Genomic DNA, 20,315 nt, shown 5'->3' on the forward strand with positions numbered 1-20,315 from the left:
AGGGTCTCAATAGAGCCGGCTCTTTCGGACTGCGGGTCTTTTTATCGTATTGATGCACTATCAAGCAAAACAAACTTTTAAGTTTGCGTTTTATTAATCATGTTTTTAGTGGTGTCTTTGGCATGAGTGAAAGGGTCGCTGGGCTCCACGTCCGGCGGCGGTGTTTTTATGTGTCTGCTTGTTGGCATATTAATTAATAGAATAAATCCAGGAGTGTGTTTTCCATGCAGGACGCGAAAGTTAAAAACAGTGGCGGCTATGTCAAGTTCGTCAGCCTTTTCAAGTTGTCTGATCTTGAGAGAGCGCTGTTGCCGTATAGGAATAGCGAGCAATACGATGCGGTGATCCGTTATTACTTTGCCTGTATCAGCTTGCTGGAGTCGCCCAGATTGCTCGAGCCATTGGGGCTCTTGAAACAGGCGCTGGTACAGTTGCTGGACAAGCATCGAGTGAAGCGCAGCCTCGCAGCGCCGTCGACTCGCATTGCTGATGGTGCCGTGGATTTGTCGCAGATACATGACAGAGTCGAACGTTATGAGTCGCGTCTTCAGTTCAGTGTCGAGCAGATGAAAGTGGTGGCGACGGAAGTTCCCAAGACGTTGCACTTTGTCTGGCTCGGCGGAGGTCTTGGCGTCATTCAGCGCGATTACCTAAATGTATGGAAACAGGTGTTGGCCGAGCATGGCTACACCCTCAATCTCTGGTATGACAGCGATGCGCTGCTGGCCTGGCAAACCAACAAACTGATTGTTGAAGCCGCCAAGGCAGATGCCCTGTTGCAGGTCGCGGATAAGAGCATCTCCGAAGATGAGCTGGCTACCCTGTACGAGGAGCGCGCCATTGTTCTGAAACAACAGATGTATGCGCACATCAATACGGCGGTGGCGAAAGGGGAATCCGCCGATGACGCCCGGATGGATTTGCTGAGCCGGGCCTATGGCCAGAATACGGCGGAGCTGGAAGCGTTAAAGGAAGGCAATCGTCGCAGCATGTTGGAGATGGCCGAGGGTGGCTTCCAGTTGCGCGATCTCGATGCTGGCGCAGTACCGCTGCAACTGCAGGATATCTACGATCGGGAGATGCGTTTGCGCGGCAATCTGGCGGCGGCGTCCGATGTGGTGCGCGCCGAAGTCCTGTATGCCGAAGGTGGCAGTTATACCGATGTCGACCACCTTCCACCGTTGTCGAAAACCCTGGGCGCAGTCGACGTCAGCGGTCTGACCTCCGATGCCCGTTTGGGCGTTCTGCAGTTGTTGCTGAACAACAATCCTGAATGGATGCCTGGGCGTCAGGCATCCTCAAGCTATTACGGGACCATTGCTCCAGAACATATGCCGGCACTGGAGGCTTTTGCGCAAAAACGGCCAAGCCTGAGCGAGGTGTTCCAGGCCCCGGCGGATCAGATGGCTCGACCTTTTATGCTGCGCGCACTACCCAAAGACACTACGTTAACCAATGCATTTCTGATGGCACATCCCGGCTCGGCGGTATTGAAAACCTTGATCGAGCGGTTCCGTTTCAACTATGGAGTGATTGATGCGTCGACTCGGCTGGCCGCGCAGCGAGGTGTTGCATTGAGCGATTTTGACCTCATGGCGCCGCTGGCGCAGGACGTGCTGGAAAAAACCTATGGGCCGCTGATTGGGCTGCAAATGGAAGAAGAAATAACCGCAGCCTTTCTGGCGAGTGCTGTGGCGTCCTACTTCCGCGACGGCATTCGCCTTCAGAGCGAAGGAACAATCTATCTGACCGGCCCGGGTGCCTTACGTGACGGCATGACCGATTACGCCAAAGCGTACTTGACACCCTCGGTTGCCGAGGCTGTGCGCGAAGAGGCAGCCATTGCGACGCACTCGACGGTCAACCGCGATACCGAAGAGGAGCTGGATCATTCCTGGAAAGACAATGAAACCGACGGGGTGAAGTGGGTCAGCGACGAGCAGCAACGTTGGCGCGAAGGCCGATACACGACCCGTTACAAGGGCGATCTCGCGCAACTTCTTCAGTCTTCGACGATTGAGTTCGAACAAGGCTGGCCTTTGATCGAAGGACGAGCGGTGCTGTTGACCGACGTGTTGCAGCGATTGGTCGATGGACTTGGTGAGCCGTTCATCGAGGCGATGAGGCAGGGACACAATGGTGCAATCCGCTTCGAGGAACCGCTGCCGCTGAGTTTTGATGATCGCCAGGCAATCAGGAGCCAGGCTTCCGAGGTGCTTACTCCAGCCTTCCTGAGCGATGCGCAAATTCGAAACCTTGGGGTCGATGAAGTGCTGAGTGACATCGCCAGTGGCTCCCGACACTTCATTGATGCAAGCCCTTTGCAGAGGCTGTCGCTGGGCGTGTTGTTAGGGCTGGATTCATTGCATAACCAGCGCTTTGTGGAGTCCGCCAGCGAACTGGACAACTTAGCCAATAGCGTTGCCGAACAGGGCGCTTCCGGCCGTTACGCCGTTATTGAGCGGCAACTGTACAAGCGTAAGGCTGCGGGGTTCATGGCCGGCCTGGCCAGCGATCTGGATCAGGCGCCGATGTTGTCCGACAGCGCGCTGGAACTGAAAAAAGCCGCCTTGAAACAGGCGTCGACGCTGTTTCAGTGGGGCCGTCGTGTGGCGCGGATCCAGCAAGTGGCCACCCTTGAACATCGCATTCAGCTCGGCGAACGGTTGGCGCAGGTACTCGATGATTTCGAGGCCAGCAGCGTTCAACTGGTTCCCCAGGATCTGCTGCTGCATAGCGGTGGCGAGGCGATTGGCGGGCGTTGTTATCCGCTGGCGCTGGTGATGAGCGCGGCCCTTGCGCAGGATGATATGGCCTCCAGGCGCTTGCGCGAGCGTTTCTTTCTGGCGGTGATCGAACCTGGGCAAGATGATTCGGCAGCCTTTGTGCAAGCGCTGGAAGAGCTGCGGGACGTGCAACTGAGTGAGGTCGGGACGCCGCTTGAACGCGCGGATCTGGATCAGGTCACTGCCGCACTTGAGAAACACGCTGGCACCCGTACGCTGATGCTCAACTCTGATAATCATTCGATGCTGGTGGCCAAGACCGTCAACGCAGGACTCGCCACTTATCATTTTTATGACCCCAACTTCGGTCTGTGCGAATTCGAGCATCCGGCCATGTTCAAGCGGGCACTGGAGCACTTCTTCCAGAAACTGGGTATGGCCCGCTATTACGCTGCCTATGGCTCTGAAGCCCGGCCGGTGTTTGATCTGATCGAATTGCAGGGTGAAAAGGTAGCCGCCTTGAAACTGTCTGCCGGATTCGAGGTGGCGCATCTGCTCAAGCCCGAACTTTTGCCGGGAAAACCGGCGCATGCGATTCGCCAGCGTTTGAACAGTGCCCACGGAAAATCGCTGCTCGACAATTCGCACCTGGGCAGCAGTTTGTTGGAGCTGGACAGCCACTGGTGGGGACAGCAGATCGCGCACGCTGCTGCCTCTTTGCAGGATTTGCATCCGTCGGCAACGCCGTTGGTGCCGTTGTTCGAAACGCTGGAGATCACGCCCGAGGGCAAGTACCGGGTGAGTCTGATCAATCCGTCAGACCCGCAACACGTGATTCAGGTGCTCAGCGACGATCACCGGCTGCTGCGGATCAAGAACTGGCTGTCGGAACAGTTTTCAACCCTGGCGCGCAAACCGGTCGAGACGGGCGGCGTGCTGGATCCGACCGAAGCCGGCAGTGTCCACACCCTTAACGCAGGCTTCACCATCCAGGCGTTGATGAACGCCTTGCGAGGGCGGGAAGGAGATGGCCGGACATTGACCACCGCCGTGCGCCTGCACGCGTACGTCAACTATGCACAATTGGTGCATGGCAATGTCGTGGATGTGGTGGGTCTGGTGCAGTTGGTTCGCACCGCGCTGGGCGAAGAAAAGATCATCGCCCGCACGTGCGCGCCGGTAGTCGGTGAGGCCTTGGGGCATGCGGCCAACGAAGGTGTCGGCGCTGTGTTGGGGCTGGCCAATGTCGGCTTTGATGTCTATCAGTTGACGACGGCGCAAACCGACGTCGAGAAAGCTCAGTTCGGCACTCAGCTGACATTCGATTCCGCCAGCCTGGTGTTAACGGCGGGCGGCATCGGTGCCGGGCTGGTCGGCGCATCGACCGCCGCGGCGGTGCTCGGTGGTGCGGGGGTGATTCTCGGTGGATTGGCCATTGGTGTGGCAGCACTGGCCCAAGGATTTGCCAATATCGCGCGCGAGGCGCAGGAGGTCGGGACGTTTTTCGACGACATGGAGCGGGCCTATCGCGGGGGCGGCTACCGTTACGATGGTGCTCTGGCTGCTTGGGTTGCGCAGCCCTCACTGATCGTAAAAAGCATCGACCTGAATGCCGGGAAGATGATGCTCGACAGTCCGAAACTGTATCCCCTGCGCGATCATTTCGGCGTGCCGGACTTCGACCCCGATTACGCGCGGGCGATCAATATCCGCCGGGAGCTGGGACTGCCCGCACAGATCGGATTTGCACCGCCCGGCGGACAAACTATCGTGCTGCCGTGTACGCCGCAAACCTGTTACGGCTATGAGTACAAGGCTCTGCCCTTTGCCACCTCACGTCACGATCCCGGTTTCGATACCGCCCGGCGCCTGGAGAAAAAGCAATCGGACGGCCAGTGGCTGTTTCGGTTTTCGTTCTATTCCTTTCCTTCCGATTACATTCTTTATCGCCTGAATCCGGTGTATCGCGAAACGCTCATCGAGGTGCAACTGGATGCGGTGGAACGTGCACTGGTGATCCCCGTTTTGCCGAAAGTCTGGCACGGAAAATTGTCCTATCAGCTGACAGGCGCAGACGCCTCCTGTTCAGTGACGCTCAATCCCGGGGCAAACATCAGCCTCGTCTCACCGAGCCTGAAGCGTTGCCGCTGGGTGTTGCAGGCTAGCTGGGCCAGTGAACGTGAGATCCGGATCGAGTCTTCGGGCGAACTGTACGTAGGCAGCGTCCACGTGACGTTTTCCGGCAAAGGTCTCCACGAGGTGCTGATCAGGACGGCTGACCAACTGTTCAACGTCAATCGCGGTAAACGCCAGTTGGACCTTCTCGAGCAGACGGCGTCAGACGGACTCGATGAACAGGCATTGCTGGAACACTACAAGAACCTTGCGCAGGCGCATCGACTGGTGCTGCCGTACACACCGGTCCATCCCTATCTGATCCCGTTCGAGGATCCGCAGGAGCCGCGTTACACCACGGCCTGGTATGACTCCCTCGAAGATCGCTTCCTCTATGTCCGCAACGAGGATGTGCTTGCCATCAACGAGCCGCAGCTATCGGTGGTAGTCAATGGATTTGCATATTTTTACGACCCCGAGGGTTTCGTGATCTGGCAAGTCGATGCCGCCACAGGGTTACTCAAGAATCGGTATCGTTTATTGCTCCAAAACGGCGAGAGCGCCATTCGCAGTATTGAAGCGGACGCTCAGGGTGTGATTCATGTCGTGCAGGAATACGTCGTCGGTAATCAACCCGCCAGGCAATACCGGTACCTGATTCATGAAGGGCAACTGTTGTTGAGTTCCGTTACTCACGACATGGCGCCGGAACTACAGGCAGTGTTATTTGCCAGCGATAAACTGGCCGACTGGTCATCGGTACTGGGCGAGTATTTGACGTGGATAGCTTCCCCAGAGCGTAACGGTGTGACAACGGTCGACTGGCAGCCGGCAGCTTACGTTTCGATCTGTTGGAAGTGGGAGCCGACAGTCCGAGACATGGTGTGGATTCGCAGCCGCGACCGACTGCTCATCCATCCGCAGCCTGGCCCGAAACATGCTCGTGGCTGGGCCGACTTGATCAAGAACCTGAACGATCTGATGCTATTGTCGATGGCCGACGACAGCGATGTATTCGTCATTTACGACCGACTCGTTCAGAAACTATGCCGTCTGCAATGGATCGTGACAGAGGGCAAAGGGCAGTGGACCCACCGATGGGTATCGCTTGCCGAGCTCAAGCAGGTTGTGGTCGTCGAGGGCGGCTATGTGGCGCTCGATAAAAACGGACTGTTTTTCAACCTGACCTCGCAAGGCGAGGTGCAACTGGGCGGCTTGAGCGAGCAGTGGCTCAAGGATCGTGCTCAATGGTGGCGGGCGCTGGAGCCAATTGCCGAGCAATATCCGGGCAAGGGTTTTGCGATTGTCGGTGTGCGCAATTTCACCGGTAGCGGCAACTTGTGCGCCTGGTACGTGAATAACCGTTTGGTGCTATGCGATCCAGGACTCGACAAGGAAGTTCGCTTGCTCGGCGTAACCCCGGACAATCAAGCGGTCTGGCTGTTTGATCTATCGAACGGTGAGATCTGGACCCAGAATTTCATCGATCCACAGCAGCTCGATCAAGCATTTGGCGCCGGCCCGCAATTGTTACTGAGCGACAGCCTGCCGGCTTATCAGCGGGAGTGGGAGGACTGGCGGTTCGCCGACGTGACGATTGACGCCGCCGGATTGCGCGGGATAACCGTTGACGGCGTATCACTGGAGCTTCGTTATCAGGAGGCGGAGATCATCACTGGGGTCCGCCACGATTGGGTGAGCGTGCATGGCGAACACTTGATCAAAGATCTCCAGTTGTTACTGGAAGCGGCGGAACATCCTGAGTTTGTGTCTGTGGAGTCCGAACCTGGCAGCTTGCAATGGTATGACGTACAAAGTGCCCGGCTGATCCGGATTGCTGGTAAAAACCTGCCGCGGGATTTTGCGCTGCTCGGCACTCAAGACCAGGTCAACGTGTTGCTGCATGAGCGCCAGGATGGATGGGTGCATATCTATCCGGACATGCGAAGCATCGGGCCGTTCGATTATGTTCAGCGCAACGGTGAAGTGCTGGTCGTCGAAGGGCAGACGGCCCAGCGCGATCTCTTGCCGCTGATTCCCGATGACGTCAATACGTTGATTCTGCGATTGGGGCAGGGCGCCGTGACGTGTCATCTGACGAAGGCAGTCTGGCTGAAACTGGACTCGGTCATCGTCGACTGTCGACATGCGCTGGATGAAATACCCGCCATTCCAGGCAAATTGATCTGGGCGTTCGATCAGCCTGAAAAACTGTTATTCGAGATTGTCCAGGAGCATCTGGTCATCGTTGACCCGGACAGCGAGCACTGCCTGATCTTCCGTGATGTGTGTTCGGCCGACCCGGCATTGCGCGGTGAAGTGTTCCTCGCGTTTAAAGCATTGCAGTCACATCCGATATCGATGTTCGTGGCGCGGTTACGGGACAGAATAGGCAAGATTGGCAGTGCAACCCTGCAAGAGCTGCTGACGGAATCGGCAGTCGCAGGGTAAGCGGCCGCCGCTCAGGGCACCCGATACCCCTTCACCCCGGTAAAAATGATCTGCGCCGCAAGGGCGCAGACAAACAGGCTCATGGAGTTTCAAAGGGACTCAATGAATGAGTTCTTTTTTCTCAAGGAAAATCGCGCCATACGGTACTTATCAATTAACAGTTTGAGGCGCGCTCTGTTATGCCCGAGTTTTTCTCGATTTAACATTAGATGTACAGTTCGACGAATAATTTTTGCTGATCGATCTTCCCAGCTCCAGAATAAAAAATCACTATTTTTTGTTTCGGAAAACAACTGCACTTGAATGATTGTTATAAAAAGGTTGCCGTGTGAGTCATACTTGGCTGGTATAACTTGTAATGTTTGCCCTTCCCCGGTTTCTTCACCCAGCGACAGTATTGCTGGGTTGTTGGACTTCAAGGAGTCGAACGTGTCAATCATTGCATTTTTTTCAATAGGGTCCTTGAGCATCCATACAATATAGTCTGCTAAAGACATGGTTACGTCGTTATGTTTAAGTTCTTTAATTTCACTGTTTACGGTCCAGCCCAAGTAATCCATTGTTTCCAGGTATTCTAAAAACCAGCTATCTGAGTCGGCATAACGGTAGTAACCGAGGTCGGCCGATTTGGTTGCAACATTCTGGCTGTCTGCCAAGTCGTTGTGGTCGCTCAAGGACATTGTTTCAACATAGGAAGCCAGAGTCGGGCCGGTTACCAGTCCGGAGAGTAGTTCATTCATGGGTGATATCTCGTCAGAGTTGATGTTGAATTTTCTTTGTGTTTGTACGAGGTTGCATTGTTTGGATTGTATGAATACAACCATTGGCGAAAATTTAAAAGCCATTAGGTTTTTAGTGTGTGTCTGGTTTTTTGTTCAGTCATATGTGAAGTTGTTTTTGCCCTTACATATTCAGTAATCAGTGGGGAGTGTTGTATAAGGAAGTGATGAGTTAGATTGGCGTTAGTCCGCAGGAGCGGTCAATTGGATAAAAAAGGAATAGTTATGAAAGATTTTGAGAGTGTAATTGGCGTTGCGCAAAGCGTTGAGTTGATAAAGGCCCGCGTTAACAAGCGTAAGGCGCTGGCGTCCGTTGGCCCTCGTCCGCGTGCGTTGGCCGTACAGCAAGATGACAGCCCGACAAAGGAGCTCGATGCGGTGATGCTGGGCGATGCGCTAGTTGGTTATGGTAAGGGTATGTCGCTTAGCAATATGGCGATGATGGAGAACTTGATGACAATGGCCGTTATGGAGGCTAATTACGAGGTTCCCAATGGAAAGAATACTCAGCCATGGTATGAGGAATTTGTCCGATGCTTAATGGATCTTGGATGTTTCATTGCCGAGGATGGTTACACTCGGTACTCCGAGAGTTCTTTGCGTGTCAATATGGACTATGTGATTAAAGATATCGTTAAAGGAATATTGGACGGTGTGAAGGCCAGTGTGCCAGCTGCGGCTGTGCTCGGTGGAGTAATAGAATCCACAATTGGTGGCTTGAGGGATGATGAGAAAACCTTGAATCTTTTCAATCGCGAGGTAAAAATACCCGAAGGTGCACGACTGTCTGTCATTCCATGCGAGCAGTTGGAGAACGGTATTCTAATCGCCTCGACTGCGTCAGTAAAACAGACAGGTTCTTCGCACAACGGCGGGGTTCTCTTTGTAAACTGGCAGTCTTCTGCACTGGAAATTTTTCGAGGGAAGTCGTTCGTCACCTTTAATCCTGCTCGTTATGAAGAGTTTCGAAGTGACATTGAACAATATCTTGGCGAGCATCGGAAGGAAGTGCTGAAGCAAAGGTTTAGTCGTCGTAGGTCTTAAAATTGCTGAAAGAGAAAAGCGCTGGCTTTTTTGGGGAGAGTTGAATAATGGAATATTCAGTTTACATAAGTACATGCAGTATTTTATTACTGTCCCGATCATTGTCAGAGTCTTTACGGCAGAGCGTGCAGGATTCGACTCTTTTTTCCCAGCTTTGCGCAGACGAGGACTTTTTCGAAAACTCGGTGACTGTGGAATGGCACGAAGTTTTCAAGGAGTCTTTGGAGTCTTGTGGCTGGAGTTTGTACGAATAACAGAAAATGTCGTTACCTGCTGACGGCGAGCGATTCACGCTTACAAATATTCTGTTCGGCGTTTTTGGGGATCACCTTTCAGGTGCGCAGAAAAGTTGTCTGGATATCGCTTCCAAGCTACTTGCTGCGTTGCCTGAAAGTACACCACTTGCCAGGATGTTCCGTGATCATACGGTGACGAAAGGGCAAACTCATATCAAGATGCAATTAGGCATCGTTGACAAAGAGGGACTTCTTACAGTTGCTACGGTGCTTTTCGAGACCGTTGAGGACGTGGGGGTGAACCTCATTGATCATGTTTTCGATCCAACCCAAGTGCAGGGGGGCGTGAAAACTGGTTTTGTTATAGCTCGATTTAACATCAAGAGCTATGAGGAGAATGCAGAGAACGTTGTGCAGTGGCTCGGTTCGCAACGGCAATCCCACTCCGGCCGTCTCGATCAGCCGTAAGGATGACGACCTCATTCGGGGGCGTCTCCCTTTTCTACCCAGTATCCCGAAGATGTTTCATATACGGGATACTGGGTCATTGATCGTTTGGACGAGGCGAGTGGGTGTGGCTTAGGGCACCAGATACCCCTTCACTCCGGTGAAAATAATCTGCGCCGCCAACGCACACACAAACAGCCCCATCAACCGGCTGACAATCTGCAGGCCCTGGTCACCGAGAATGCGCTCGATGCGGTTGGACAGATAAAGGACTACGCCGACGGTGAAACTGGCTAGGGCAATACTGAGAATGGCCGTGAGTTTGTCGTCCCAATGAGGCTGACTCACGCCCATCACCAGTAGCGCACCGATGGTGCCGGGGCCGACCGTCAGGGGAATGGTCAGCGGGACGATGGTCACGTCCTGCTGCACATTGTCTGTCTGCACCGCCGACTTGCCTTGGGCCATGCCCAGCGCCGAGATAAACAACACACTGCCGGCACCGATGCGGAACGCGTCCACGGTGATGCCGAAAACACTGAAAATCACCCGCCCGAACAGGTACAGCAAGACGCTGGAGACCAGCGTGGCTGTCGCCACTTTCCAGGCCAGCCGACGTTGTTCCTTGCGCGAATAACCGCGGGTCAGACTGATGAAGCAGGACAACACGAAGAACGGGCTGTAAAGCACCAGCATCTTCAGGTAAACGCTGAACAACACGTGGAGCATGGTGCAAGCTCACTGGCGAGGGAAGTCGAGGGGAGTCTATCAGGCGCTGCGGGGTCTGTCGGCTCAGGACGTTTGAGTCGCTGCCCGGATCTGCTGATCACGCTGGGCCACCCAATGCTCGATCAGGTCGCGCAGTTGCGACAGCTCGACCGGTTTGGCCATGTGCCCGTCCATGCCGGCCTGGCGCGCACGTTCTTTGTGCTCGGCGAGAATGTGTGCGGTCAGCGCCACCACCGGCGTGCGAGTCCGCTGATTACCGACTTCCCAGGCCCGCAATTGCTGAGTCGCGGAAAAGCCGTCGAGGATCGGCATTTCGCAGTCCATCAGGACCAGGTCATACCGCTGGGCTTTCATCGCCTGCAAGGCTTCTTCGCCATTACTGGCAGTGTCCGGCTGCAGGTTGAGCTTACCCAGCATGCCGCGAATCACCTTGGTCGAAATGCTGTTGTCTTCGGCCACCAGGATGCGGAAATCGCTTGGCACTTTCACCGGTAAAGTCGGGCCGACGGGTAAATGCTGTGAGATGGAAAGGCCCTTGTTTCGCTGGTTCAGCTCATCGGCCAACGTCGTCTTGAGGGTGTAGCCGGCCACCGGCTTGGCGAGGATGCGTTTGATCCCGGAGTTGCGCGCGATGATCTTGCTGGGTGCGTTGCTGATGCCGGTGAGCATGATCAGCAGGATGTCGTGGTTCAGGCTCGGGTCTTCCTTGATCTTGGCGGCCAATTGCATGCCGGTCATGCCGGGCATGTTCTGGTCCAGCAGGACCACGTCGAAGTAATCGCGCAAGTGGGCCTTGGTGCGCAGCAGCGCCAGTGCTTCCTTGCCGGACGGTACGGCGCTCACATTCAGCCCCCAGGCGCTGCATTGTTGCACCAGCACTTTGCGGCAGGTGTCGTTGTCGTCCACCACCAACACCCGTGCACCCTGCAGTGGACCATCGAGGTCGGACGTCGGGTGTTCGAGGCGGTCAGGGTCCAGCGGCAGGGTCAGCCACAACGTGCTGCCCTGGTTGGCGCCGCTCTTGATGCCGAACTCTCCTTGCATCAAGCGAATCAGTTGACGGGCGATCACCAGCCCGAGGTTGCCTCCCAGACGGGTGGCCGAGAGGAAGTGCTTGCTGTGCAGTTCGGCGTGCATCAATGCGTCGCGCTCTTCGGCGTCCATCGGCTCACCGCTGTCCTGTACGGCAATGCGCAAGCGCGGTTTGGCACTGCGCTCATCGAGCGCGACGACGATCAGGATTTCGCCTTCGTCGGTTTTCTTCAGGGCGTTTTCCAGCAGGCTCAGCAGGGTCTGGCGCAGGCGCGTCGGGTCACCGCTGATGACGCGCGGCACTTGCGGCTGGATAAAGCTGATCAGCTCGACGTTCTGCTGTTCGGCCTTGGCGCGGAAGATGCTCAGACAATCTTCGATCAGTGCGTTGAGGTCGAACTGCACATCGTCCAGTTCGATCTGCCCGGATTCGAGCTTGGAGATGTCGAGAATCTCGTTGATCAGTGTCAGCAGTTCGTTGCCGGCACTGTGGATGGTCTGTACATAGTCGCGCTGCTTGACCGAGAGCGGCGTGCCCAGCAGCAGCTCAGTCATGCCCAGCACGCCATTCATGGGGGTGCGGATTTCGTGGCTGATTTTTGCCAGGAATTCGGCCTTGGCGTTGATCTCGGCGTTGCTGGCGGCCAGGTCGCGGCTGACGCTGAAACGGTCTTCGGTGATGCTGCGCTGACGTTCGCTCAGTGCAATGCTCATCAACACGCCGCTGATGCAGATTAACCCCAGCAGCGTCATGATCAAGCCCTGCGGTGCGACCAGGGTCAATCCCAGCAGTGCCGGCAACATGATCAGAGTGCCAATGTTGAACACCACCATCGCCGCGACGAACAGGCGCGCCGGGCGATAACCTTTTTGCCAGTGATAGGCGCTGACGAACAACATGCTCAGACCTGCCAGCGCGACCAGGGCGTAGGTCATGATGTTCAGCGGCAGCGTGTTGACGAATAACAGCAGCAAGCCGCAGACCACGATGAACAGAATGTCCCCCAGCAGCAGCTTGTTCAGCGGGTGCGGGCCGAGTGGGGCGAAGAAGCGATAGGCGAACATCAGGCCGCACGGCGCCGTCAGCAGCAAGGCAAGGTAGGCGCCGGGTGTCTGCACCGCGTGCCAGTTCGGCAGCCAAGGCCCTGCCAGATTCAGCAACAGCAACAGGCTGAGCATCAACAATGCTTCGCATCCGGCCAGCCAGAAACTGCTGCGTGAGCGGGTATAGGCGTAGCGGACGAGGCTGTACAGGATCAACATCCCGAGGCAACCGAACAACAGTCCGTAGATCAGCGTCTGATTCTGATTGGCCGCGGTCATGACCGCCGACTGCAGGGTGATGTAAGGCCTCAACTGATGGTCGGAGACCAGTCGCAGGTAAACATCGAGAGGTTTTTCGTTTTGTGGCAGCGGCAACATGAAGTCGCTGCTGGGCAGTGGCCGTTCAGCCTGGGGCTGGCCGGTGCCGGTGTTCAGTTGCTCGATCAGCGTGTCGCCGTCCAGCACATACAGATTGAGGTGCGACAGGTCGGGAGCGAACACCCGCAGCAACTGTTCATGCTTGCCTGGAGCGAGTCTGAAACGCAACCATAACGCGCCATCGGGCTCGGCGGCGGTGAGGCGGTCGAGTTCAATGGGGCTGAATTGATTGGTGTAGCGAGCGGAACGGATGTCGCTGAGCTGGAGGTCGCCCTGTTCGTCGAGCAATACCGCCCAGCCACTGCCTTGCGCGGCCTGGGCCGGGAGCATGCAGAGCAAGGTCAGCAGAGTGACGGTGAAACCTATGGCAATCCTGAGCCAGCGCACGGCGAAATCCCTTCGTAGGTTGATGCCAGAATATAACTATGCGCGGCGCCGGAATAGTCAGGCAAGGGCCCGAAGCCCTTGCCTGGCCGAAAGGCGCTCTTATTCCTGATTTTCGCCACGCTCGCGGGCAATGGCACGGTAGCCAATGTCCTTGCGATAGAAACAGCCTTCCCAGTCAATTTTGGCCGCCAGCTTGTAAGCCTGCTGCTGAGCGGCATCGACGCTGGCACCCATTGCCGTGGCGCAGAGTACCCGACCACCAGCCGTTACCACTTGACCATCCTTGAGCGCAGTACCGGCGTGAAAGACTTTGCCTTCCAGTGCTGCGGCTGCATCGAGGCCCTTGATGGCAACGCCTTTAGCGTAGTCACCCGGATAACCGCCCGCGGCCAGCACGATGCCGACGCTCGGACGCGGATCCCATTGTGCTTCGACCTTGTCCAGCGCTTGCGCCAGCGCCGCTTCGACCAGCAACACTAGGCTCGACTGCAAACGCAGCATCACCGGTTGGGTCTCAGGGTCGCCGAAACGGCAGTTGAATTCGATGACTTTTGGGTTACCAGCTTTGTCGATCATCAGACCTGCGTACAGGAAGCCCGTGTAGACATTGCCTTCATCGGCCATGCCGCGCACGGTCGGCCAGATCACCAGGTCCATGACGCGCTTGTGCACTTCAGCAGTCACGACCGGGGCAGGGGAGTAAGCACCCATGCCGCCGGTGTTCGGACCGGTGTCGCCGTCGCCGACGCGTTTGTGGTCCTGGCTGGTGGCCATCGGCAATACGTTCTTGCCGTCGACCATGACGATGAAGCTGGCTTCTTCGCCGTCCAGGAACTCTTCGATCACCACGCGCGAACCGGCGTCGCCGAAGGCGTTACCCGCCAGCATGTCGCGCACGGCGTCTTCGGCTTCGGTCAACGTCATGGCAACGATCACGCCTTTACCGGCGGCCAGGCCATCGGCCTTGATCACGATCGGTGCGCCTTTTTCACGCAGATAAGCCAGGGCAGGCTCGATCTCGGTGAAATTCTGGTAGTCGGCGGTCGGGATCTTGTGGCGCGCCAGGAAATCCTTGGTGAAGGCTTTCGAACCTTCCAGCTGAGCAGCGCCAGCGGTTGGACCGAAGCAATCCAGGCCACGGGAGCGGAACAGATCGACGACACCAGCGACCAGCGGCACTTCCGGGCCGACGATGGTCAGTGAAACGTTTTTCTCGGCGAAATCTGCAAGTTGTTCAAGGGCCAGCACGTCGATGGCGACGTTCTCGCACTTGGCTTCAATGGCGGTGCCGGCGTTGCCCGGAGCCACGAACACTTTCTGCACGCGCGGATCCTGAGCCACTTTCCAGGCCAGGGCGTGTTCACGGCCACCGCTGCCAATGATCAAAACATTCATTTCAAAAACCTCGGATGACGCTAATTCTGTGGGGGCAGCCTGAGCTGCCTGGCTAACGGTACGCGGCATCCGCCACTGCACCAAACCGGTAGGAGCGAGGCTTGCCCGCGAAGGGAACGCCTCGGTGCGTCAGCCAGACCGAGGTGAGGCCTTCGCGGGCGAGCCTCGCTCCTACAAGAGCAAAATCAGTGACGGAAGTGGCGCATGCAAGTAAAGACCATGGCGATGCCGGCTTCGTCTGCAGCAGCAATCACTTCGTTATCACGCATCGAGCCGCCTGGCTGGATCACCGCAGTGATACCGACCTTGGCCGCGTTGTCGATGCCGTCGCGGAACGGGAAGAATGCATCCGATGCCATGACTGCACCTTGCACCTGCAAGCCAGCGTGCTCAGCCTTGATCGCCGCAATACGAGCGGAGTTCACGCGGCTCATCTGGCCAGCGCCGACACCGATGGTCTGGCGATTCTTGGCGTAGACGATGGCATTGGACTTAACGTACTTGGCGACTTTCCAGGCGAAGATCAGGTCGTGGATCTCTTGCTCGGTCGGCGCGCGTTTGGTCACGACTTTCAGGTCGTCGGCGCCGATCATGCCGATGTCGCGGCTCTGCACCAGCAGGCCACCGTTGACGCGCTTGTAGTCCCAGGCAGCGGCGCGATCAGCCGACCACTCGCCGCAGGCCAGCAGGCGTACGTTGGCTTTTGCAGCCACGATGGCGCGGGCTTCTTCGCTGACGCTTGGGGCAATGATCACTTCGACGAACTGACGCTCGACGATGGCCTTGGCGGTTTCAGCATCCAGCTCGCGGTTGAAGGCGATGATGCCGCCGAAGGCGGATTCGGTGTCGGTGGCGTAGGCCAGTTCGTAGGCTTGACGGATACCGCCTTCGGCGTCCGGGCTGACGGCAACGCCGCACGGGTTGGCGTGCTTGACGATCACACAGGCCGGTTTGACGAAGCTCTTCACGCATTCCAGCGCGGCGTCGGTGTCGGCCACGTTGTTGTACGACAGCTCTTTGCCTTGCAGTTGGGTCGCGGTGGCGATACCCACTTCCGCAGGCTTGGTTTCAACGTAGAACGCCGCGCTCTGATGCGGGTTCTCGCCGTAGCGCATTTCCTGAGCTTTGACGAACTGGCTGTTGAAGGTGCGCGGGAATTCGCTGCGACCTTCGGTGCTGAGGGTGTCAGCCGCCTGGTTCACGGTGCCCATGTAGTTGGCGATCATACCGTCATAGGCGGCGGTGTGTTCGAAGGCCTTGAGCATCAGGTCGAAACGTTGAGCGTAGGTCAGGCCGCCGGCCTTGAGGCTTTCCAGAACGTTGGCGTAGTCGCTGGCATTGACCACGATGGCCACGTCTTTATGGTTTTTTGCAGCCGAACGGACCATGGTCGGGCCGCCGATATCGATGTTCTCGATGGCGGTCGGCAGGTCGCAGCCTGGCTTGTTGATGGTGGCTTCGAACGGGTACAGGTTGACCGCTACCAGGTCGATCGGCTTGATGCCGTGCTCGTTCATGATGGCGTCGTCGATACCGCGACGACCGAGGATCCCGCCGTGGATTTTCGGGTGCAGGGTTTTTACCCGGCCGTCCATCATTTCTGCGAAACCGGTGTAATCCGCGACTTCCACTGCGGCAACGCCGTTGTCGCGCAGCAGCTTGAACGTTCCGCCGGTGGAGAGGATCTCGACGCCCAGGGCTTCAAGCTCTTTGGCGAATTCGAGGATCCCGGTCTTGTCGGAAACGCTGATCAAGGCGCGGCGGATCGGCAGGCGGGTAGTCTGGTCGGTCATTTCAATTTCCATCAAAAGCAAAGGAGTCAGCAAAAAAGGCGACCGTTTTTACGCGGGCGCCTTTCTGGTTTGATTGAATGCTTACAGCAGATCGTACTGCTTGAGTTTCTTGCGCAGCGTGCCTCGGTTCAGTCCGAGCAGCTCACTGGCCTTGGTCTGGTTGCCCTTGACGTAGTTCATCACGCACTCGAGCAGGGGAGCCTCGACTTCGGAGAGCACCAGGTTGTACACATCCGTGACGGCAGCGCCTTCAAGGTGGGCGAAATAATTGTGCAGCGCTTTCTCGACACTCCCGCGAAGGGTCTGACCTTCTTCGCTCGGCGTATTGAGGTGCTGTTTCAAATTCACATTGTCGCTCACGGGTGTTGTTCCACTCACTAAAGTCTCGGTCATCATCGTCATGCGGCCACCTCGTCTCCGTCCCCTGTCAGGCTCTTGTTACGTTCGGCGAAGAAGCCCTGAACGTTGGCGCATTGTGCTTCCGTATCTTCCAAACGATTGAAGTGGGCGCGAAACTCCCTGGCGCCCGGCAAGGTTGCGAGATACCAGCCCACATGCTTTCGAGCAATGCGTACGCCCATGACGTCTCCATAGAAGACATGCAGCGCAGCCAGATGCTCTAGCAGAATGCGTTCCACCTCGATCAGTTCCAGTGCCGGGAGTTTCTCGCCGGTGCGCAGAAAATGATCGATCTCACGAAAAATCCATGGCCGCCCCTGAGCGGCCCGGCCTACCAGCAGGCCATCGGCACCGGTCGCATCAAGCACGTACCGGGCCTTTTCTGGCGAATCGATATCGCCATTGGCAAAGACCGGAATCGACACGGCCTGCTTGATCGCGGCAATGGTGTCGTACTCGGCTTCGCCGGTGTACAGATCGGCACGGGTGCGGCCATGAACCGCCAACGCCGTAATGCCTGCCTGCTCGGCGATCTTCGCCACGGTCAGGCCGTTCTTGTTGTCCCGGTCCCAGCCGGTACGGATCTTCAGGGTGACCGGCACATCAACCGCAGCCACTACGGCCTGCAGGATCTCGGTGACCAATGCTTCATCCTTCAACAGCGCGGACCCGGCGGCCTTGTTGCAGACCTTTTTCGCCGGACAACCCATGTTGATATCAATAATCTGTGCGCCCAGTTCGACGTTGGCCCGGGCCGCATCCGCCAGCATCTGCGCATCGCCACCGGCGATCTGTACCGAGCGGGGCTCGGGATCACCTTCGTGGATCATGCGCATCCGCGATTTGCGGGTGTTCCACAAGCTCATGTCGCTGGTGACCATTTCCGAGACTACAAGCCCTGCGCCCAGTCGCTTGCACAGCTGACGAAAGGGCTGGTCGGTGACCCCCGCCATCGGGGCGAGAATCAAGCCGTTGTGCAATGTATATGGACCGATGCGTACCGCCGACATAGGACTTCCCTGTTGTGGGGCCGGATCATGAGAGTTCGAAAAAGGGTTGGCATGATACCCGCTCTCGATGACTGGATAAAGGCTGAATTGAACAAAATCTGAACAGTGATTTTGTTATCGCCAGCGGTTTGGTACGAGCGGTCAAAGTCAGAAATATGCCGTCAAAGCCGTAACACTGAACCGTTTCACTCGGGCGAATGAAAACTCAGGCTGTAATTCACCGCTTTTGAGCCTGGATCGAGGATATCCAGTGCGATGTGGATCGGTGTTTGCGGAGGCATTTCCACCATTCCTTCGAGATCGCCATTGAGGTACTCGCCGGGTTTGAAGCGACGGCTGGCGATCAGGTGACCGTTGAGGTCGGCGAAACGCAACTCCAGCAGCGGGAAAGGCTGGGAGAAGGGAGCGCGGTTGTAGATGATCGCGTCGACCACCAGTGCGCCGTTGAAGTCCGGGTGGCTGCGGACCACCAGGTTGCTGCTTTTGATTTTGGCGATGTCGACTTTGGACGGCACCGTGCAGCCGATCCGGGGGCACAGTTGCTGGAACCACGGACGGTACTGATCCTGGCGCGCCAGTTCGTCGAAATGGTAAGCGATGTACTGGCCGGCGAGCGCCGCCGCGCCGAGCAGGATCAGCAGCAGCCAGAAAAGTCGGCGACCCCAGGGTGAGCGGCGTTTTTGCCAGTCCAGTTGCAGTGGGTCATCGGTCAGGTCGTGCAGGGCTTCAGCGCGGACAGCCGGCTCACGCTTTTTGCGTACAGGTTCGATCGAGGGCAGATCGTCGTCGATGTCATCGGTCGCCGACAGGCGTTCGTGATGCATCGGTGCGTCGAGTGGGTCGTGCAGGCGCAGCTGTGGCGGCAGATGTTCGTCGTCCAGTTCCACCGGTTCCAGGGACAGCGAAGGTTCGGTGCGCGAGTATTTGCTCGGATCGAGTTCCAGCTCTGGCAAGTCGGCTTCAGTGGTCTGCGCACGATCGGCAGCCGATTCGCTGAACAGGCTGTCGGGCCACGGCGCTTCTTCGTGCTCGACGGTATCCCGGCTGGCACTCAGATTGTCTTCGCGGGGCCGGCCGAATTCCGTGGTCGGCTGGATCTCCCGTTGTTCGAGGCGAGCGAGTTCTTCGTCCAGGTCCAGGCTGTCCAGATCCAGCTCGGCGGCGGTCCATTGCTTTTGGCTGATGGCCCGCGGCTCCGTTGGTTCGACGATGGCCGGGGCAACCGGCGGGATCGCGTCCTTGCCGGCCCGTTGCTCAAGCAGCTGCTTGGCGGCATTGAACACCTGCAAGCACGAGCCGCAACGAACCACTCCGCGGGCCACGCTCAACTGAGTATGGTTGACGCGGAAGCTGGTTTGGCAATGCGGGCACTGGGTGACGAAGCTGTCGGTCATGCGGCGATCCGGTTTATGCAGGCGCTCATTCTAGCGCCGACGGCCAGTGATGCGCACCCAGCCATCGCGATTGGCGATCGGGTCCAGATCGAAGTCCTGAGCGTAGGCTTTGGCGACGTCTTCACCTTGCTCGGCGAGGATGCCCGACAGCGCCAGGCGGCCACCCGGCTTGACCAGGCTGGACAATTGCGGCGCCAGGGAAACCAGCGGGCCGGCAAGGATGTTGGCCACCAGCACGTCGGCCTGAACCTGCGGCAGATCTTCCGGCAGGTACAGTGGGAAGAGCGCTTCGGCAATGTTGTTGCGCCCAGCGTTATCGCGGGAGGCTTCCAGGGCCTGGACGTCGATGTCGGTGCCGACGGCTTCCTTGGCGCCCAGCAGCAGGGCGGCGATGGCCAGAATCCCCGAGCCGCAGCCGAAGTCCAGCACGTTGCAGTCTTTCAGGTCCTGACCGTCGAGCCATTCCAGGCACAGCGCGGTGGTTGGGTGGGTGCCGGTGCCGAACGCCAGGCCCGGATCCAACAGCAGGTTTACGGCGTCAGGCTCGGGTGCGGCGTGCCAGCTTGGGACGATCCACAGGCGCTGACCGAATCGCATTGGCTGGAAACCGTCCATCCAGCTGCGTTCCCAGTCCTGGTCTTCGATGATTTCGCTGTGATGCTCGGGCAGCGGGCTGCCAGTCAGCAACTCAAGGTGGGCCAGTACGCTGGCGGCTTCGGTGCCGTCCTCGAACAGGGCCAGCAGGTGCGTGTGGGACCACAGCGGCGTGGTGTTGAGTTCTGGCTCGAAGATCGGTTGATCTTCGGCGTCCATGAAGGTCACCGAGACGGCGCCCACTTCAAGGAAAGCGTCTTCGTAGGTTTCGGCTTGTTCTGGGCTGATGGCTAGACGGACTTGCAGCCAAGGCATGGCGGGCACCTTTGAAAAATGTTGATTGCAGCCTAGCGGGCTGCGCG

General features: G+C 57.4%; 12 protein-coding genes and 1 pseudogene. 3 read left to right on the forward strand and 10 right to left on the reverse strand.

Annotated elements, in window-relative coordinates:
* Nucleotides 1–224 precede the first annotated feature (224 nt).
* The gene (locus tag ACYZT7_RS04030; protein ID WP_462040040.1) at nt 225–7,292 is read left to right on the forward strand and encodes a TcdA/TcdB pore-forming domain-containing protein; all 7,068 of its coding nucleotides are present in this window, start codon (nt 225–227) and stop codon (nt 7,290–7,292) included.
* Nucleotides 7,293–7,303: 11 nt separating this feature from the next.
* Here the strand turns inward: ACYZT7_RS04030 and ACYZT7_RS04035 are convergent.
* Nucleotides 7,304–7,375: pseudogene (locus tag ACYZT7_RS04035) on the reverse strand (MarC family protein); the annotation flags it as partial.
* Between the two features lie 6 nt (nt 7,376–7,381).
* Entirely contained in the window at nt 7,382–8,032 is a 651-nt protein-coding gene (locus tag ACYZT7_RS04040) for a hypothetical protein (protein WP_462040041.1), read from the reverse strand.
* 243 nt (nt 8,033–8,275) lie between these two features.
* Here ACYZT7_RS04040 and ACYZT7_RS04045 point away from each other — a divergent pair, with 243 nt between their 5' ends.
* Complete coding sequence (locus ACYZT7_RS04045; RefSeq protein ID WP_462040042.1) at nt 8,276–9,115, forward strand: hypothetical protein; 840 nt, start codon at nt 8,276–8,278, stop codon at nt 9,113–9,115.
* A 260-nt stretch (nt 9,116–9,375) separates the two neighbouring features.
* Nucleotides 9,376–9,819 carry a hypothetical protein gene (locus ACYZT7_RS04050; RefSeq protein ID WP_462040043.1) on the forward strand — a complete coding sequence of 148 codons (444 nt, stop codon included), beginning with the start codon at nt 9,376–9,378 and terminating at the stop codon, nt 9,817–9,819.
* Nucleotides 9,820–9,930: 111 nt separating this feature from the next.
* On the opposite strand, the gene ACYZT7_RS04055 is transcribed toward ACYZT7_RS04050, so the two are convergent.
* From ACYZT7_RS04055 to prmA, 8 genes are all read right to left on the reverse strand, one after another.
* Nucleotides 9,931–10,527 carry a MarC family protein gene (locus ACYZT7_RS04055; RefSeq protein WP_007937197.1) on the reverse strand — a complete coding sequence of 199 codons (597 nt, stop codon included), beginning with the start codon at nt 10,525–10,527 and terminating at the stop codon, nt 9,931–9,933.
* A gap of 63 nt (nt 10,528–10,590) precedes the next feature.
* Nucleotides 10,591–13,368: a hybrid sensor histidine kinase/response regulator gene (locus ACYZT7_RS04060; protein WP_462040044.1), complete on the reverse strand. Its 2,778-nt coding sequence runs from the start codon at nt 13,366–13,368 to the stop codon at nt 10,591–10,593.
* Nucleotides 13,369–13,467: 99 nt separating this feature from the next.
* A complete protein-coding gene (gene purD / locus ACYZT7_RS04065; protein ID WP_462040045.1) occupies nt 13,468–14,763 on the reverse strand; it encodes a phosphoribosylamine--glycine ligase in 1,296 nt (431 codons plus the stop codon).
* A gap of 185 nt (nt 14,764–14,948) precedes the next feature.
* Nucleotides 14,949–16,556, reverse strand: coding sequence for a bifunctional phosphoribosylaminoimidazolecarboxamide formyltransferase/IMP cyclohydrolase (gene purH, locus ACYZT7_RS04070; RefSeq protein WP_462040046.1), 1,608 nt, complete (start codon nt 16,554–16,556; stop codon nt 14,949–14,951).
* An 81-nt stretch (nt 16,557–16,637) separates the two neighbouring features.
* Nucleotides 16,638–16,958: a DNA-binding transcriptional regulator Fis gene (fis, locus tag ACYZT7_RS04075; protein ID WP_007907419.1), complete on the reverse strand. Its 321-nt coding sequence runs from the start codon at nt 16,956–16,958 to the stop codon at nt 16,638–16,640.
* Nucleotides 16,955–17,965, reverse strand: coding sequence for a tRNA dihydrouridine synthase DusB (gene dusB, locus ACYZT7_RS04080; RefSeq protein ID WP_131058896.1), 1,011 nt, complete (start codon nt 17,963–17,965; stop codon nt 16,955–16,957). The genes fis and dusB overlap by 4 nt, the downstream gene beginning before the upstream one ends.
* Before the next feature lie 185 nt (nt 17,966–18,150).
* Nucleotides 18,151–19,359, reverse strand: a complete 1,209-nt coding sequence (locus ACYZT7_RS04085; protein WP_462040047.1) for a DUF3426 domain-containing protein — start codon at nt 19,357–19,359, stop codon at nt 18,151–18,153.
* Nucleotides 19,360–19,389: 30 nt separating this feature from the next.
* Complete coding sequence (gene prmA / locus ACYZT7_RS04090; RefSeq protein ID WP_462040048.1) at nt 19,390–20,268, reverse strand: 50S ribosomal protein L11 methyltransferase; 879 nt, start codon at nt 20,266–20,268, stop codon at nt 19,390–19,392.
* Nucleotides 20,269–20,315: the final 47 nt, after the last annotated feature.

It is taken from the genome of Pseudomonas sp. RT4P38, assembly GCF_054897765.1.